12 protein-coding genes and 1 pseudogene are annotated in these 16,676 nt (G+C 70.9%); 8 read left to right on the forward strand and 5 right to left on the reverse strand.

The features are described from left to right. Positions 1–125: 125 nt before the first annotated feature. Together argS and lysA are read left to right on the forward strand one after the other, a co-directional pair. Positions 126–1,787: an arginine--tRNA ligase gene (gene argS / locus AB1046_RS21840; RefSeq protein ID WP_369371384.1), complete on the forward strand. Its 1,662-nt coding sequence runs from the start codon at positions 126–128 to the stop codon at positions 1,785–1,787. Next, a complete protein-coding gene (gene lysA, locus AB1046_RS21845) occupies positions 1,784–3,184 on the forward strand; it encodes a diaminopimelate decarboxylase (RefSeq protein ID WP_369371385.1) in 1,401 nt (466 codons plus the stop codon). Before argS ends, lysA begins: the two co-directional genes overlap by 4 nt. A gap of 75 nt (positions 3,185–3,259) precedes the next feature. On the opposite strand, the gene AB1046_RS21850 is transcribed toward lysA, so the two are convergent. The 3 genes from AB1046_RS21850 to aceA all read right to left on the reverse strand — a co-directional run bounded on the left by AB1046_RS21850 (position 3,260) and on the right by aceA (position 7,525). Beyond that, entirely contained in the window at positions 3,260–4,042 is a 783-nt protein-coding gene (locus AB1046_RS21850) for a hypothetical protein (protein ID WP_369371386.1), read from the reverse strand. A 205-nt stretch (positions 4,043–4,247) separates the two neighbouring features. Further along, a complete protein-coding gene (gene aceB / locus AB1046_RS21855; protein ID WP_369371387.1) occupies positions 4,248–6,164 on the reverse strand; it encodes a malate synthase A in 1,917 nt (638 codons plus the stop codon). Next, positions 6,164–7,525, reverse strand: coding sequence for an isocitrate lyase (aceA, locus tag AB1046_RS21860; RefSeq protein ID WP_369371388.1), 1,362 nt, complete (start codon positions 7,523–7,525; stop codon positions 6,164–6,166). Before aceA ends, aceB begins: the two co-directional genes overlap by 1 nt. 269 nt (positions 7,526–7,794) lie before the next feature. Here aceA and AB1046_RS21865 point away from each other — a divergent pair, with 269 nt between their 5' ends. Then, the gene (locus AB1046_RS21865; protein ID WP_369371389.1) at positions 7,795–9,249 is read left to right on the forward strand and encodes a helix-turn-helix domain-containing protein; all 1,455 of its coding nucleotides are present in this window, start codon (positions 7,795–7,797) and stop codon (positions 9,247–9,249) included. 3 nt (positions 9,250–9,252) lie between these two features. On the opposite strand, the gene AB1046_RS21870 is transcribed toward AB1046_RS21865, so the two are convergent. Beyond that, positions 9,253–10,485, reverse strand: coding sequence for a hypothetical protein (locus AB1046_RS21870; RefSeq protein WP_369371390.1), 1,233 nt, complete (start codon positions 10,483–10,485; stop codon positions 9,253–9,255). A gap of 216 nt (positions 10,486–10,701) precedes the next feature. Further along, positions 10,702–11,686: pseudogene (locus tag AB1046_RS21875) on the reverse strand (LysR family transcriptional regulator). Positions 11,687–11,723: 37 nt separating this feature from the next. Between AB1046_RS21875 and AB1046_RS21880 the strand changes: the two are divergent. From AB1046_RS21880 to AB1046_RS21900, 5 genes are all read left to right on the forward strand, one after another. Further along, complete coding sequence (locus tag AB1046_RS21880) at positions 11,724–12,473, forward strand: 3-hydroxybutyrate dehydrogenase (protein ID WP_369371391.1); 750 nt, start codon at positions 11,724–11,726, stop codon at positions 12,471–12,473. Positions 12,474–12,541: 68 nt separating this feature from the next. Next, positions 12,542–13,864: a short-chain fatty acid transporter gene (locus AB1046_RS21885; RefSeq protein ID WP_369375797.1), complete on the forward strand. Its 1,323-nt coding sequence runs from the start codon at positions 12,542–12,544 to the stop codon at positions 13,862–13,864. A 31-nt stretch (positions 13,865–13,895) separates the two neighbouring features. Continuing rightward, on the forward strand, positions 13,896–14,729 hold the full coding sequence (locus AB1046_RS21890; protein WP_369371392.1) for a CoA transferase subunit A: 834 nt from the start codon (positions 13,896–13,898) through the stop codon (positions 14,727–14,729). Between the two features lie 3 nt (positions 14,730–14,732). Next, on the forward strand, positions 14,733–15,386 hold the full coding sequence (locus tag AB1046_RS21895; RefSeq protein WP_369371393.1) for a CoA transferase subunit B: 654 nt from the start codon (positions 14,733–14,735) through the stop codon (positions 15,384–15,386). Positions 15,387–15,409: 23 nt separating this feature from the next. Next, a complete protein-coding gene (locus AB1046_RS21900) occupies positions 15,410–16,675 on the forward strand; it encodes an acetyl-CoA C-acyltransferase (RefSeq protein ID WP_369371394.1) in 1,266 nt (421 codons plus the stop codon). Position 16,676: the final 1 nt, after the last annotated feature.

The raw sequence follows: 16,676 nt of genomic DNA on the forward strand, positions 1-16,676 counted from the left end.
TCCCTGCTTGATTCTCCTGCCCGACGCCGGCCGGTGCACCCAGGTGCACCGGCCGGCGTCGGCATCGTGTTCCGGGGTGTGGAAGGCGGAGGTTGCGTGTCGGTGCTCGCCCGTAGAATCGATCCGTGACCCCCACGGAACTCTCCGCAGCACTCAGCGCTGCCCTCGCCGCCGCCGTCGCCGACGGCACACTCGCCCTGCCCGCCGACGCCGTCCCGGCGTCGGTCCACGTGGAGCGACCCCGGCAGCGAGAGCACGGGGACTGGGCCACGAACGTCGCTCTGCAGCTCGCCAAGAAGGCGGGCACAACCCCGCGGGCGCTCGCAGAGGACCTGGCCGCGCGCCTTGGCGCGACGCCGGGCATCGCAGCTGTAGGCGTCGCCGGCCCGGGCTTCCTCAACATCACGCTCGACGCCGCCGCTGCGGGCGAGCTGGCCCGCACCATCGTGGAGGCCGGCGCGGCGTACGGCCGGGGCGAGGCCCTGGCCGGCCAGGTGATCAACCTCGAGTTCATCAGCGCCAACCCGACCGGTCCGCTGCACATCGGGCACACCCGCTGGGCCGCGCTGGGTGACTCCCTGGGCCGCATCCTGCGCGCGGCCGGCGCCGAGGTGGCCGCCGAGTACTACATCAACGACGCCGGTGCGCAGATGGACCGCTTCGGCGAGTCCGTCCTGGCCCGGGCGACGGGCGGCGAGATTCCCGAGGGCGGCTACCGCGGCGAGTACGTCAAGGAGCTCAGCGCCAAGGTGCTCGCGGATCGTCCGGACCTGCCGGAGCTGCCGCACGACGAGGCGGTCGCCGTCGCCCGCGAGTCCGGCTACGCCCACCAGCTCGCCGAGATCCGCGAGGTGCTGGAGGGCTTCGGCGTGCACTTCGACGTCTGGTTCTCCGAGCGCGAGCTGCACAGCTCGGGCGCCGTCGAGAAGGCGGTGGCGCGCCTGCGGGAGCAGGGGCACGTGTTCGACCAGGAGGGCGCGGTCTGGCTGCGCACCACGGACTTCACGGACGACAAGGACCGCGTGATGATCCGGGCGAACGGGGAGCCCACCTACTTCGCCGCAGACGCCGCGTACTACCTGTCCAAGAAGGACCGTGGTTTCCCCGGCAAGATCTACCTGCTGGGCGCCGACCATCACGGGTACGTGAACCGCCTCAAGGCCATCGCGGCCTGCGCGGGGGACGACCCGGAGACCAACATCGAGGTGCTGATCGGCCAGCTCGTCAACGTCGGCGGCGCCAAGCTGTCCAAGCGGGCCGGCAACATCATCGAGCTGCGCGACCTGGTCGACTGGATCGGGAAGGACGCCGTCCGCTACTCCCTGGCCCGCTACCCCGCGGACACGCCGCTGGAGCTGCAGGGCGAGGACATGATCAAGCAGTCCAACGACAACCCGGTGTTCTACGTGCAGTACGCGCACAGCCGGACCGTCCAGATCGGGGCGAAGGCCGTCGAGCGTGGCGTGCGCCGCGTGGACGGGTTCGACCCGTCCCACCTGTCGCACGCGTCGGAGACGGCGCTGATCGGGCGCCTCACCGAGTACCCGCGGATCGTGGCGCAGGCTGCCGAGCTCCGCGAGCCGCACCGCGTGGCCCGCTACCTCGAGGCCCTCGCCGGTGACTTCCACGCCTGGTACAACGACGACGAGAAGCTGCGCGTCACGCCGTACCCGGACGAGGAGGTCACCGACGCGCACCGCGCCCGCCTGTGGCTGAACGACGCCGTCCGCACCGTCCTCGCCAACGGCCTGGACCTGCTGGGCGTGAGCGCTCCGGAGCGGATGTGACGGGCGCGAACGTGCCCGGGGCGCCCTGGTCGACCGGCGTCGGGCGGCTGCCGGACGGCGCGGCGGCCGTCGCGGGCGTTGACGTCCGCGACCTCGCCGCCGAGCACGGCACCCCCGCCTACGTGCTGGACGAGGCCGACTTCCGGATGCGCGCCCGCGCCTACCGCACGGCGTTCGAGACCGCGTTCGGTGCGGTCGGCGCCGGCGTCGACGTGTACTACGCCGGTAAGGCGCTGCTCACGGTGGCCGTGGCGCGCTGGGCGCGCGAGGAGGGCCTGCGGGTCGACACGGCGTCCAGCGGTGAGCTAGCGATCGCGCTGCGCGCTCAGGTGCCGGGCCCGGAGATCGGCCTGCACGGCAACAACAAGTCCGACGCCGAGATCGTCCGCGCCCTGGACGCGAGGGTCGGCCGCATCATCGTGGACTCGCTGGTCGAGATCGAGCGGGTCGCCCGGCTCGCCGCCGAGCGCTCAGTCGTGGCGCCGGTGATGATCCGGGTGACAACGGGCGTCCACGCCGGCGGGCACGAGTACATCGCGACCGCCCACGAGGACCAGAAGTTCGGGCTGTCGGTCAACCCTGTGGGCGATCAGGGGCGGGGCGGTGAGAGCCCCGCGATGACTGCCCTGCTGGAGGTGCTGAAGCACCCCGAGCTGAAGCTGCTCGGCATCCACTCGCACATCGGCTCGCAGATCCTCGATCCCGACGGGTTCGAGGCCGCCGCGCGTGTGGTGCTGCGCCTGCGGGCCGACCTCGCCGAGCGGTCGGGCGTGCTGGTCGGCGAGGTGGACCTCGGCGGCGGCTACGGCATCGCCTACCTGCCGGGCGACGTCGCGCTCGACCCGGAGCGGGTGGCGAAGGACATCGCGCAGACCGTCGCCGGCGTGTGCCAGGAGCTGGGCACCAGCCTGCCGCGGTTCTCGATCGAGCCGGGCCGGGCGATCGTGGGCCCTGCGGGCCTCACGCTCTACACGGTGGGCACGGTCAAGCCGGTCACTGTGTCAGCCGATGCCTCGGCCGACGGCGGCGCCGACTTCACGCGCACCTACGTGTCTGTCGACGGCGGTATGAGTGACAACATCCGCCCCGCCCTGTACGGGGCGGCGTACCACGCCGAGATCGTGGGCCGGGCCTCCACGGCCGAGACCACGCTGGCCCGCGTGGTCGGCAAGCACTGCGAGTCCGGCGACATAGTGGTGCACGAGGTGCAGCTTCCCGCCGACATCCGCGCGGGGGACCTGCTCGCCGTGGCCGCGACGGGCGCCTACGGGCGGTCCATGGCGTCCAACTACAACGTGCTGCCCCGCCCGCCGGTCGTCGCCGTGTCCGACGGCGTCTCGCGGGTGCTGGTGCGCCGCGAGACCGAGGACGACCTGCTGGGCCTCGACCAGGGCTGAGACGTCGGGTCGGCGGGCCGACGACGCAGGTCGTCGGCCCGCCGTCGCTCCGGATCGTCAGATGTGCAGCGTCAGTCAGACGTCCTGCGCTTCGTCGACGTGGCAGCCCTCCGCGGAGTCGCTGTAGTCGTCGATGTGCCCGCTGATCTCCGTGCTCAGGTCCTCGATCTGCACGATGAGCCTGTCCATCTCGGCGCCGATCGTCTCGACGGCCGCGACGTCACCCGCGTTGATGGCGGCGAGGAAGTCGTCCAGCCCCTCCACGTACGCGAGGTTCTTCTCGTCCAGCTCTGCCGAGACCTCCAGCATCGCGTCCGCGTCGTCGATCGCGCCGATGCAGGCAGTGGCGGTGGCCTCGGCTCGCGACCTGGCGGTCTCGAGGTCGTCGATCGTCGCCTCGGCCTCGGCGATCGTCTCCTCGGCGGTCGTCAGGTCGGACGAGAGCGAGTGCGCGCGCGACTCCCACTCGTTGGTGGAGACGACGCCGAGCGCGCCCCACACGATCGCCGCGACGAGCAGCACCGCCAGCACGAGCGTGGCGGCATGGGTCTTGACGAAGGCCACGGCCTTGTCGCGCGTTACCGACGGTGTCGGGCCGGAAGCGACCGGTGGTGCCGGGTCGACCGCCACAGGAAGGAGCTCGGTGTCGGCAGCGGGTTCGGCAGGGGCCGGAGCCGGGGCAGGCGCCGCGGCCTCGGCCGGGGCATCGACCGAGGTTTCGGCAGGGGCTTCGGCAGGCGTGTCGGCCGGGGTGTCACCGTTCGGCGCGGCGGCAACCGGGGCAGCCTCAGGGGCCGGAGGAGCCTCAGGAGCCGGGTCAAGTTCAGCGGCGGGACGCGCGCTCTCGTCGTCGGACATGCGGGCACCGTATCGGCTGAAAAGTGCGGCAAAGTGCAAAATCTGGCCGGAGCCGAAAGATCACCCTGCATTGTCTGCGCCCGCGTCAGCGACCCTCGTGACGGCACACGAAAGCCCGACGCCGTACCGGCCCGACCCCAGGGGTGGCGGGGGTGAGAGACCGGGTGACCGACACGGCGTCGGGCAGCTTCCGCGTGGGACTACTTCAGGGGCGGTCGGCCGGCGAACCGACCAGGTGACCCTGGTACGCGGGGTTCGTGAGGAACGCCGGGAAGTCGTCCTCGAGCGCGACCGCGCGGAAGATCGAGGCCGCCTCGTCCAGCCGGTCCCCGTCGCCGTGCGGCAGCGCCGCCACGACGTCGGCAAGGATCGCCGAGACCCGCTCGCGTGTGATCGGCTGCTGGTCGTCGTCGGTCACGGTGCCCGAGGCGATCCACTGCCAGACCTGCGACCGGGAGATCTCGGCCGTGGCGGCGTCCTCCATGAGGTTGTCGAGCGCGGCGGCTCCGGTACCGCGGAGCCAGGCGTCGATGTAGCGCACGGCCACCGAGACGTTCGACCGCAGGCCGGCGGACGTCACGGTCGCTCCCGCCCTGCGGGCGGAGGCGATGTCGAGCAGCTCGTGCTGCCCGACGGCGACGTCGTCGCGCAGCCGCGAGACCTGGTTCGGTGCGCTGCCGAGCACCGCGTCGAACTCGGCCTCGGCGACCGGGATCAGGTCGGGGTGAGCCACCCAGGTGCCGTCGAAGCCGTCGCCGGCCTCGCGCTTCTTGTCCGCGGCGACCTGCTGGAACGCCTTCCGGGTGACCTCCGGGCTGCGGCGGTCGGGGATGAACGCGCTCATGCCGCCGATCGCGTGTGCCCCGCGCTTGTGGCACGTGGCCACCAGCAGCTCCGTGTACGCCCGCATGAACGGCGCGGTCATGGTGACCTGGGCGCGATCCGGCAGCACGTACGACTCACCGCGCGTCCGGAAGCACTTGATCACCGAGAACAGGTAGTCCCAGCGGCCGGCGTTCAGCCCGGCGCAGTGGTCGCGCAGCTCGTAGAGGATCTCCTCCATCTCGAACGCCGCGGGCAGCGTCTCGATGAGCACAGTGGCGCGGACGGTCCCGCGCGGGATGCCGAGCGCGTCCTGCGCGACCTCGAACACCTCGTTCCACAGCCGCGCCTCCTTGTACCCCTCGAGCTTGGGCAGGTAGAAGTACGGGCCGCGGCCGCGGTTGATGAGCTCGGTCGCGTTGTGGAAGAAGTAGAGGCCGAAGTCGACCAGGCTGCCCAGCGCGCTGCTGGTGATGCCGTTCGCATCCGTGTAGCGCAGGTGGGCCTCGTCGAGGTGCCAGCCGCGCGGGCGGAACACGATGGTCGGGAGGTCCACGATGTCGGTCGACCGCAGCGTGTACTCCTTGCCCGCCTCGTTCGTGAAGCTGAGCGTGCCGCGGATCGCGTCGTGCAGGGAGAGCTGGCCCTCCACCACGTTGGGCCACGTCGGGCTGGACGCGTCCTCGGCGTCGGCCAGCCAGCACCGCGCGCCCGAGTTCAGCGCGTTGATCGTCATCTTCGGGTCCGTGGGGCCCGTGATCTCGACGCGGCGGTCCTCCAGGCCGGGCGCACGGCGCGAGCCCGCGACCTGCCAGTGCGGGTCGTCGCGCACCGGCCGGGTAGAGGCCCGGAAGTCCGGGTCGCTGCCGTCGGCGATGTCCTGCCGGCGCAGCTGGCGCTGCGCGAGCAGCTCGTCGCGGCGAGCGTCGAACCGGTCGTGGAGCAGCGCGAGGAACGCCAGGGCGCCGGGGCTAAGTATCTCGCCGTACCGCGGCCCGACGGCACCGGTCACGGTGATCACGCCCCGGCGGAATCCGGTGCCCGAGGCGGCCGCTCCGCCGTTCGGCAGGGAGCTCGGTGCCGAGCTCCTGGGCGCAGGGGCAAACCCGGTCTGTGCCGCCGTGGGCGACGCAGCGTGTGACGTGGCGGGCGACCCGCCGTGCGATGCGGTGTGCGACGTGCTGCGTGACGTGGTGTGCGACGCGTAGTGCGCCGCCGGCGGGGTGCCGATCCCGGCGAGACCGGCGTCGGCGTCGTAGGGGCTGGTGCCCTGGGCACGGGTGTCGATGGTGGCGGTCATCAGAACTGCGCCGCCTCGGTCGAGCCGGCCAGAGCGGTCGTGGCGGAGTCCGGGTTGAGCGCCGTCGCGACGCGGTCGAAGTAGCCGGTGCCGACCTCGCGCTGGTGCTTGGTCGCGGTGTAGCCGCGCTCCTCGGCGGCGAACTCGGCCTCCTGCAGCTTCACGTAGGCCGTCATCTGCTCGCGGGCGTAACCGTGGGCCAGGTCGAACATCGAGTAGTTCAGGGCGTGGAAGCCGGCCAGGGTGATGAACTGGAACTTGAACCCCATCGCGCCCAGCTCGCGCTGGAACTTCGCGATCGTGTCGTCGTCCAGGTGCTTCTTCCAGTTGAACGACGGCGAGCAGTTGTAGCTCAGCATCTGGTCGGGGAAGTCGGCCTTGACGGCCTCGGCGAACTTGCGGGCGAGCTCGAGGTCCGGCGTACCGGTCTCCATCCAGATCAGGTCGGAGTACGGCGCGTACGCCTTGGCGCGGGCGATGCACGGCTCGATGCCGTTGGTCACCTTGTAGAAGCCCTCGTTGGTGCGCTCGCCGGTGATGAACGGGCGGTCGCGCTCGTCGACGTCGGACGTGATCAGGGTCGCCGCCTCGGCGTCGGTCCGGGCGATCACGATGGACGGCACATCGGCGACGTCGGCCGCGAGGCGGGCCGCGTTCAGCGTGCGCACGTGCTGCTGGGTCGGGATCAGCACCTTGCCGCCGAGGTGGCCGCACTTCTTCTCCGAGGCGAGCTGGTCCTCCCAGTGCACGCCCGCGGCGCCGGACTGGATCATCGACTTCATCAGCTCGTACGCGTTGAGCGGGCCGCCGAAGCCGGCCTCGGCGTCGGCCACGATCGGCGCCAGCCAGTCGCGGGTCGTGGTGCCGTTCTCCGAGACGTCGATCTGGTCGGCGCGCAGGAGCGCGTTGTTGATGCGGCGGACCACTGCGGGCACCGAGTTGGCCGGGTACAGCGACTGGTCGGGGTAGGTCTGCCCCGACAGGTTCGCGTCACCGGCAACCTGCCAGCCGGAGAGGTAGATGGCCTGCAGGCCGGCCTTGACCTGCTGCACCGCCTGGTTTCCGGTCAGCGCGCCCAGCGCGTTGATGTAGTCCTCCTCGTGCAGCTGGCGCCACAGACGCTCGGCGCCGCGGCGGGCGAGCGTGTTCTCCTCGCCGACCGAACCGCGCAGCGCGATGACGTCCTCGGGCGTGTACGAACGCTCGATGTGCGTCCAGCGAGGGTCGGAGTCCCAGGACTGCTGCAGCTCGGCGGCGGTCTGCACCTGGTCGCCGGTGCGCACGGGGGTCGCCGCGGCCGTGGCCGCTGTCGTCTCGGACACGGTGGCCTCGGACGTGTGATCGATCGTGGGTGCGCTCATGGCGGGTCTCCTTCTCCTGGAACTTCGGTGGAACATGTCACCGCGCCTGCCGGGTGACGTGTTACGACCTTCTGTCACGCGCAACCCACTTCTCAAGCAGAACTCAGTAGAAGATTCTCAGTTCTTCTGTTGATCGGAAGCATGTCCGTATGTCACCCTCAGGCATGGCAGGAACCACGGAAAATCGCAGAACCGCGCGAAACGGGACTTCATCGCGTCCCACGCAGAGCGGACAGTCACAGAGCGGACTGGCCATTCGCACGACGGCGGTGGCCGCAACCGTCGACGCCGAGCCGGACGCGCTCACGATCGGGCGGCGCATCCGGTACCTGCGCACCAGCAAGGGCATGACCCTCGAAGACCTCGCCTCGGCGATCGACCGGGCGCCGTCCCAGGTCAGCACGCTGGAGAACGGCAAGCGGGAGCCCAAGTTCTCCCAGCTGCAGGCCATCGCCCGGGCGCTCGGCGCCGGCGTGGACGACTTGCTGTCGGCGGAGGCGCCGTCCGAACGCGACGCGCTGGAGATCGAGCTCGAACGGTTGCAGCGCGGACCCCTGTTCGCGTCGCTCGGCATCGAGGGCGTGCGCATCGGCAAGTCGCTGCCCCATGACGCGCTCGGCACCATCCTGGCCCTGCACCGTGAGCTGGAGCGCCTGCACACCGAGCGCGCGGCCACGCCGGAGGAGGCCCGCCGCGCCAACGGCGAGCTACGCGACGACATGCGCGGCAAGGACAACTTCCTGCCCGACCTTGAGCAGGTGGCGAAGGAGCTGCTCGCCGACGTCGGGCACACCTCCGGGCCGCTGCCGCAGCGGATGGCCGCCGAGATCGCGGCGCACCTCGGCTTCACGCTGCACTACGTGAGCGACCTGCCGCACTCGACCCGGTCCGTCATCGACACCCGGAACAAGCGGCTCTACCTGCCGTCCAAGGGGTTCCGCGGCCGCTCGAACACCCGGTCGGCGCTGCTGCAGGCGCTCGCCTCGAACGTGCTGGAGCACACCGAGCCCAGCGACTACGGCGAGTTCCTGCGCCAGCGCGTCGAGGCCAACTACCTGGCGGCGGCCCTGATGGTGCCGGAGAAGCCGGGCGTGAAGTTCCTGCGCGACGCCAAGGACGAGCGAGCCATCGCGATCGAGGACCTGCGTGACGCCTTCGGGGTGTCCTTCGAGACGGCGGCCCACCGGTTCACCAACCTCGCCACACGACACCTCGGCATCCCCGTGCACTTCATGAAGGTCCACGAGTCGGGGATCCTGCACAAGGCGTACGAGAACGACGGCGTGCGGTTCCCCTCGGACGCCCTGGGCGCCGTCGAGGGGCAGCACGTGTGCAAGAAGTGGACGGCGCGCCAGGTGTTCGACGTCGAGGACCGGTTCAACCCGTACGCCCAGTACACGGATACGCCGTCGGGCACATACTGGTGCACCTCACGGGTGGAGAACACCTCGGACGGCGCATTCTCGGTCTCCGTCGGGGTGCCGTTCGCGCACGTCAAGTGGTTCTCCGGGCGCGAGACCACCGTCCGGTCCGCCTCGCGGTGCCCCGACGAGTCGTGCTGCCGGCGTCCGCCCGACGACCTCGCGGCCAAGTGGGGCGACTTCGCCTGGCCCTCGGCACGGCCGCACGCGTCGATGCTCGCCGCGATGCCGTCGGGCGCGTACCCGGGCGTGGAGACCACCGAGGTCTACCGGTTCCTGGAGGCGCACGCTCCCGACGAGTGAGGCTCAGCGCTGGAAGAAGACCAGCGAGTACCGGCCGTCGGGCTGGTCCTCGCCCATCGGGTCGGCGTGATCGTCCCAGCTCTTGAACTCCACGGCGATCGGTCCGGCGGCCCCGGCCGCTACCTGGAACTCGTCGCCGTTGCTGAAGTCTCCGATCGATTGATAGTTGAGGACCTGGTCGGTGCGGTTGACGACGAGCAGCGCCGTAATGCTCCGGCATGTGCCGCTGGTCTCGCTACCGCGCCTGATGCCGACGGCGACGTACGACCGGCCGCCGGGCACCATCCCGATGCCGAGGGCGAGGTTGTCGAGCCCGGAGCCGGCGTGGCATCTGGTGGGCGTCACCGGGTGCGACCAGATGACGTGCTGCCGGCGGTCCGCCACGTCGTCGAACAGCAGCGTGCGGATCGCGTAGCCCGTCTCGGTCAGGATGGGCCAGGCGACTCGGGTCGCCGACTCCCCGGCGGCGAGGCCGGCGTGGATGCTGGTGCGCATCCGGTACTCGTGCGGCGTGCTCGTGTGCGGCTGCCGCCACAGCTGGTTGCCGGCGATGATCGTCTCGCGCCCCGCCCCGTCCGACACGATCGAGAGGGGCACGCGGGTTCCGTTCACCGTGATGACCCTGTTGCTCTGCGCCGGTCGGTCCGAGCCCTCGCGGACGATCCACCGGTTGATGATCGACGTGCCCTCGAACGGTATCGCCCACACGACGGTGGTCTTGCCCTGTTCGTTGAGTACCAGGTCAGCGGCACGGAGGGGGATCGGACCGCTCGGGAGCTCCACGAAGGTCCACTCGCCGCTCTGGAGCAGGCGGGCCAGGATCATCCCGCCGTCGGGGCGGAGCTGCAGGAGCACCGAGACGTCGCCGTCGGAGTTGGCGTCGATGTATGCCCGGTGGACCGGGCCGTCGTAGAAGGTGCTGGAGTCGGTCCACGTGTCGCCGTCGTGGACGCGGTAGCTGGCCGGCCCGTCGACGGTTACCCGTACGTTCACGGCGTAGTTGTCGGGGCCCGTCGCGAGACCGGACCAGGTGGATGGTCCGGTCTCGGTCCTGACCCAGTCGTTCTCGTACCCGTGCTCGAGGTACGAGACCGGTTTGTACCCAGACTCGGAGAGCGCGTCGACGAAGACCCGGCCGGAGTCGGCGACGGCTACGTTGCGGTGCGCGTCCTCGGGCCGTACCGCCCAGCTGTTCAGCTGATCGCCCGGGGAAGCCGACGCGGACGGTGCGATCATGCAGGTCACGAAGGCGCAGGCGGCGAAGCCTGCGGTGATACGTGTGGCTAGGACTGTTCGACGCACGACGCCTCCCGGCTGTGGCTCATGTGTCGGGGGCGTCCTTGCCCGCACGCCCCATCACGGGGGGCGTCCTCGACCTGCTCCCGCCATGCTGGCACGGCGCCGGACCGCGGGCCATGGCTGGAAGCCAGGTTCACCCGTGGGCCGGCGCCGTCAGGCTCCCTGGCCAAGGCCCAGCAGGCGGTCCCGCTGCCGCTTCATCTCGTCGGCAAGTGCGTGCACGACGGCGGCCACCGCGGGCCGGCGCCACGACTCGGTGCGGATCACCGCCCAGTAGGGCAGGCATTCGGTGACCTCGTCGGGCAGGAGCCGCACCAGGTCGTCGTGCCGGTCGGCCATGAAGCAGGGCAGGAACCCGAGCCCTGCCCCGGCGCGCGTGGCCTCGACGTGCACAAAGACGTTCGTGGAGGCCAGCGCGTCCAGCATGCCCGGCACGAGGCGGCGCGGCGCGTCCAGGTCGTTCACCTGGAGCATGGAGTCGACGAAGTAGACGAGCCCGTGCCGGGACATCTCGTCGACGGTGGCGGGCGTGCCGTGTCGCTCCAGGTAGTCGCGGGCGCCGTACATGCCGAGCACGTACTCGCCCAGGCGCACGGACTTGGCCCGCTGCACGCTCGGATCCCCGACGACGACGTCGATGTCGACCCCCGAGCGGTGGTAGGTCGCCACGCGGGTGACCGTGACCAGCTCGACGGACAGCTCCGGGTGCTCGCCCCGCAGCCGGGCGATCGCGGGGGAGGCGATGTACGCGCTGAACCCGTCGGTCGCCGTCATCCGCACGACCCCGGTGACGGGATCGGTCTCGGTATCGGTCGCGACGAGCCGGTCCACGGCGTCCGACACCGCCTCGCCTGCCCGGGCCGCCCGCCGGCCGAGCGTCGTGAGCTCCCAGCCGTCCGCGCCGCGGGACAGGAGGCGCCCGCCCAGGGCGTGCTCCAGCGCGGCGATGTTGCGCGCGACGGTGGTGTGGTTGACGCCGAGCGCCTGCGCCGCCGTCGTGTACCGGCCCGTGCGCGCCACCGCAAGCAGCACGAGGAGCTGGTCGGCGACCTGGCCCGCCGGCGGGCCGTTGCGGGCTGGCATGCGGTGACGGTACCAAGTGTGCATTCGTGCACACGGCGTCTGCCCGGTTCGTCATTGCTGCGCACAGCACATCCCCGGAACACTCTGGCGCTATGACCCTGAACCTTGAGGGCCGCCGGGCGATGGTGACCGGCGGAGCGAGCGGCATCGGCGCTGCGTGTGCCCGGGAGCTGGCCGCCCGGGGTGCCCGTGTCACGGTGGCAGACCGGGACGGCGACGGCGCCAAGGCCGTCGCCGAGGAGGTGGGCGGCGAGGCGTGGGTGGTCGACCTGTCCGACACGGCGGCGCTCGACAGCCTGGTGCTGGACACGGACGTGCTGGTGAACAACGCCGGCATCCAGCGGGTGAACGCCATCCAGGACTTTGTGCCGGACGACTTCCGGCTGATCCACCGGATCATGCTGGAGGCGCCGTTCCTGCTGGTGCGTGCGGCGCTGCCCGGCATGTACGCGCGGGGCTGGGGGCGGATCATCAACATCTCCTCGGTGCACGGGCTGGTGGCCTCGCCGTTCAAGTCGGCGTACGTCTCGGCCAAGCACGGGCTGGAAGGGCTGTCGAAGGTGACGGCCCTGGAGGGCGGCGAGCACGGGGTCACGAGCGTCTGCGTCAGCCCCGGGTATGTCCGCACCCCGCTCGTGGAGAAGCAGGTAGCCGAGCAGGCGCGAGTGCACGGGATCGCCGAGGCCGAGGTGCTGGCGCAGGTCTTGCTCGCGGAGCCCGCAGTGAAGCGGCTCGTGGAGCCCACCGAGGTGGCCTCCCTGGTCGGCTGGCTTACCGGCCCGGACGCCGCCATGGTGTCCGGAGCCTCATGGACAATCGACGGTGGATGGAGCGCACGATGACGAAGGACACGGAAGAGAGCTCGGAGACGAGCTCGGTAAAGAGCTCGCGGAACCCGTTCGCGGTGGCGATGCGGCCCGTGAACGCGGTCGTGGAGCGGTACATGCCGAGCGCCCTGGTGTTCGCCATCCTGCTGACGGTCGTGGTGGCGGTGCTCGCGCTGCTGCTGACCGACACCGGCCCCAGGGCCGTCCTCGTCGCGTGGGGTGACGGCCTCTCCGGGCTGCTCGAGTTCATGACCCAGATGGCGCTCATCCTGCTGCTGGGCTGCATGCTCGCCAACACCAGGCCGGTGCGTCGCGGCCTGGCGTGGCTCGCGCGGCTCCCGCGCAGCCCACTGCAGGCGTACGTGTTCGTCTTTGTCATCGCCGCGGCGCTGTCGCTCGTGCAGTGGGGCCTCGGCCTCATGGCGGGCGGCCTCATGGCGCGTGAGGTCGCGGCCCAGATGCGGGCCAAGGGGGTGCGGGTGCACTTCCCGCTGCTGGTCGCCTCCGGGTTCTCCGGGTTCGTCGTCTGGCACATGGGGTACACGGGGTCGGGCCCGCTGACGGCGGCGACGGCGGACTCGTTCGTCGCCGCCCAGATCGGCCGGGCGATCCCGCTCTCCGAGACCACGTTCGCCCCGTGGAACATCATCACCGCCGTGGTCACGGTGGTCGTGGTGGCCGGGGCCATTGCCCTGATAGCGCCGCGCGGCGGGGACCGCGTGGTCGAGCTCGAGGTCGACGCCCGCGAGGCCGAGCTCGAGGTCGAGCAGCCGGTGACCCCGGCGGACCGCCTCGACGCCAGCCGGATCCTGACGACCGTGACGGGCCTGGGGATCGTGGCCTACCTGGTGGTCTACTTCGTCGACGGCGGCACACCGACCCTCAACATCGTGAACTGGACGTTCCTCGCACTCGTGCTCCTCCTGGTGCGCAGCCCGTTCGAGATCGTCGCCCTCGTCAAGAACGCCGTGACCAATGTGGGCGACATCCTGCTGCAGTTCCCGCTGTACGCGGGGATCCTGGGGATCATCACGGCGACGGGCCTCGTCCAGATCTTCAGCGACGTCTTCGTGAACGTCTCCACGCCGCAGACCTTCGGCTTTCTCGCGTTCCTGTCCGCGGGCCTGGTGAACTTCTTCGTGCCCTCGGGCGGCGGGCAGTTCGCCGTCCAGGGGCCGATCCTGCTCGACGCCGCCAACCAGCTCGGCGTAGACCCAGCCGTCGCGATCATGGCGGTGGCGTACGGCGACCAGTGGACCAACATGGTCCAGCCGCTCTGGGCGCTCCCGCTGCTGGCGATCGCCGGCCTGAAGGTGCGCGACATCCTCGGATACACCACCGTGACAATGCTGGCCTCTGGCATCGTGTTCGCAGCGACCCTGCTGATCGTGGGGCCGGGGGTATGACCACATCCTGACCGGATCGGAGTCGAAGAAGATGACTGAAACTGGTAGCACCGGGGTACGCACCGGGTTGGACAAGGTGGTCGCGAGCGCGGCCGAGGCCGTCGCCGACATCCCCGACGGCGCCTCGCTGGCCGTCGGTGGGTTCGGCCTGTGCGGCAACCCGATAACGCTGATAGAGGCGTTGCTGGCGCAGGGCACGACCGGCCTGTCCGTGGTGAGCAACAACTGCGGCGTCGACGACTGGGGGCTCGGCGTGCTGCTGAACGCCCAGCGCATCGCCAAGATGACCAGCTCGTACGTGGGGGAGAACAAGGAGTTCGAGCGGCAGTTCCTCTCCGGGGAGCTCGAGGTGGAGCTCACCCCGCAGGGCACGCTCGCGGAGAAGCTGCGCGCCGGTGGCGCGGGCATCGCGGCCTTCTTCACCCGCACGGGTGTGGGCACGCAGGTGGCCGACGGCGGCCTCCCGCGCAAGTACGACGGCGCCGGCGGCGTCGCGATCGCGTCCCCGCCCAAGGAGGTGCGCACGTTCGGGGAGGACCCGGCCGAGTACATGCTGGAGGAGGCGATCAGCACCGACTTCGCGCTCGTGCACGCCCTGCGAGGAGACCGGCACGGGAACCTCGTGTTCAACAAGTCGGCCCGCAACTTCTCGCCGCTCGCCGCGATGGCGGGACGTGTGTGCATCGCCCAGGTCGAGGAGCTCGTCGAGCCGGGGGAGATCGACCCGGATGCCGTGCACCTGCCCGGTGTCTACGTGCACCGGGTGGTCCACGTCGGCACGGACATCGAGAAGCGGATCGAGCGGCGCACGGTCACGCCGCCGCCGTCGTCGTCCACCACCACGCCGGACACGAAGGGAGCCTGAACCATGGCACTGACCCGACAGGAGATGGCCGCGCGCGCCGCGCGCGAGCTCGCCGACGGCATGTACGTGAACCTGGGGATCGGGCTGCCGACGCTCGTGCCGAACTACGTGCCGGCCGACCGGCACCTGGTGCTGCAGTCCGAGAACGGGATCCTCGGTGTGGGGCCGTATCCGGCAGAGGATCAGGTAGACCCCGATCTGATCAACGCGGGCAAGGAGACGGTGACGCTGCTGCCGGGGTCGTCGATCTTCGACTCGGCGACGTCGTTCGGCATGATCCGCGGCGGCAAGATCGACGCCGCGATCCTGGGCGGTATGCAGGTATCCGCAACGGGCGACCTGGCCAACTGGATGATCCCCGGCAAGATGGTCAAGGGCATGGGCGGCGCGATGGACCTGGTGCACGGCGCCGGCCGCGTGATCGTCCTGATGGAGCACGTGGCGCGCGACGGGGCGCCGAAGATCCTGAACGCCTGCTCGCTGCCGCTGACCGGCAAGGGCGTGGTGAACCGGATCATCACCGACCTGGCGGTGCTCGACGTGACGCCGTCCGGGCTGGTCCTGCGGGAGCTCGCGCCGGGGGTGACGGTCGAGGAGGTTGTCCACCGCACGGAGCCGCCGCTCGCCGTCGAGCTCACCGAGCCGGCGATACGCTGAACAGGAAGACCAAAGGAGGTCCCATGACTGACCCGAACACCACCTGGGCGAGCGCCACAAGCGCTGCACAGGGTGCAGAGAGAAGCGCTGACAACAACGGTGCTGACGATGTAGTGATCGTCTCGGCGGCGCGGACGCCGCAGGGGCGGCTGAAGGGGTCGCTGTCCGCGCTGAGCGCGGTCGAGCTCGGCGCCGTGGCGGCACGCCAGGCCCTTGAGGGTGCGGGGCCGCTGGCCGCCGACGTCGACAAGGTGATCTTCGGCCAGGTGGTCCAGGCCGGTGCAGGGCAGAACCCGGCCCGGCAGACGGCGGTCGCGGCCGGCGTCTCCTGGGACGTGCAGGCCGTGACGGTGAACAAGGTCTGTCTCTCGGGGCTGACGGCGATCATCGACGGCGCGCGGCTGCTGCGCACCGGCGAGGCGGCAGTGGTGCTGGTGGGCGGGCAGGAGTCGATGACAAACGCCCCGCACCTGCTGGCCGGCTCCCGGTTCGGGTTCGGCTACGGCTCGGCGGAGCTTGTCGACTCCGTGGCGCACGATGCCCTGACCGACGCGTTTGACCAGGTCTCCATGGGCATCTCGACCGAGGACCACAACACCGGGTCGGTCTTCGTGTCCCGCGAGGAGCAGGACGCGATAGCCGCGGCCTCGCACCAGCGGGCCGCCGCGGCCGCGAAGGACGGGCTGTTCGAGGCCGAGCTCGCGCCGGTGTTCGTGCCGCAGCGGCGCGGCGAGCCCGTGGAGGTGCGCACCGACGAGGGTGTGCGGCCCGACACGACGGAGGAGTCGCTGGCGAAGCTCCGCCCCGCGTTCAAGGGGGACGGCACGCTGACGGCCGGCAACTCGTCGCAGATCTCGGACGGCGCCTCGGCGCTTGTGCTCACGACGCGTGCACGCGCGGAAGCCGCCGGTGTGCCCGTGCTCGCGACGGTCCGCGCGCACGGTCAGGTGGCAGGCCCGGACAACTCGCTGCACTCCCAGCCGGCCCGGGCGATCGCCCAGGCCCTGGAGCGGGAGGGCTGGACTGCGTCGGATCTTGATGTGGTGGAGATCAACGAGGCGTTCGCCGTGGTGGTCGGGGTGTCCGCGAAGGCCTTGGGTGTGCCGCTCGACCGGGTGAACGTGCACGGCGGCGGGATCGCGCTGGGCCACCCCGTCGGGGCGTCCGGGGCGCGCATAGCGGTGCACGCGGCGCACGAGCTCGCGCGGCGCGGGGGCGGCCGGGCCGCCGTCGGCCTGTGTGGCGGTGGAGGCCAGGGCGAGGCGCTCCTGCTGGAGCTAGCTCCGTAGG

The organism is Promicromonospora sp. Populi, from assembly GCF_041081105.1.
GTDB lineage: Bacteria > Actinomycetota > Actinomycetes > Actinomycetales > Cellulomonadaceae > Promicromonospora.

Excerpts from the sequence above, each read along its gene's own strand:
- AB1046_RS21880 (WP_369371391.1), top strand. The coding sequence starts at position 11,724 with ATGACCCTGAACCTTGAGGGCCGCCGGGCGATGGTGACCGGCGGAGCG.
- AB1046_RS21870 (WP_369371390.1), bottom strand. The coding sequence starts at position 10,485 with ATGATCGCACCGTCCGCGTCGGCTTCCCCGGGCGATCAGCTGAACAGC.
- AB1046_RS21890 (WP_369371392.1), top strand. The coding sequence starts at position 13,896 with ATGACTGAAACTGGTAGCACCGGGGTACGCACCGGGTTGGACAAGGTG.
- AB1046_RS21850 (WP_369371386.1), bottom strand. The coding sequence starts at position 4,042 with ATGTCCGACGACGAGAGCGCGCGTCCCGCCGCTGAACTTGACCCGGCT.
- aceB (WP_369371387.1), bottom strand. The coding sequence starts at position 6,164 with ATGACCGCCACCATCGACACCCGTGCCCAGGGCACCAGCCCCTACGAC.
- AB1046_RS21895 (WP_369371393.1), top strand. The coding sequence starts at position 14,733 with ATGGCACTGACCCGACAGGAGATGGCCGCGCGCGCCGCGCGCGAGCTC.
- aceA (WP_369371388.1), bottom strand. The coding sequence starts at position 7,525 with ATGAGCGCACCCACGATCGATCACACGTCCGAGGCCACCGTGTCCGAG.
- AB1046_RS21885 (WP_369375797.1), top strand. The coding sequence starts at position 12,542 with ATGCGGCCCGTGAACGCGGTCGTGGAGCGGTACATGCCGAGCGCCCTG.
- AB1046_RS21900 (WP_369371394.1), top strand. The coding sequence starts at position 15,410 with ATGACTGACCCGAACACCACCTGGGCGAGCGCCACAAGCGCTGCACAG.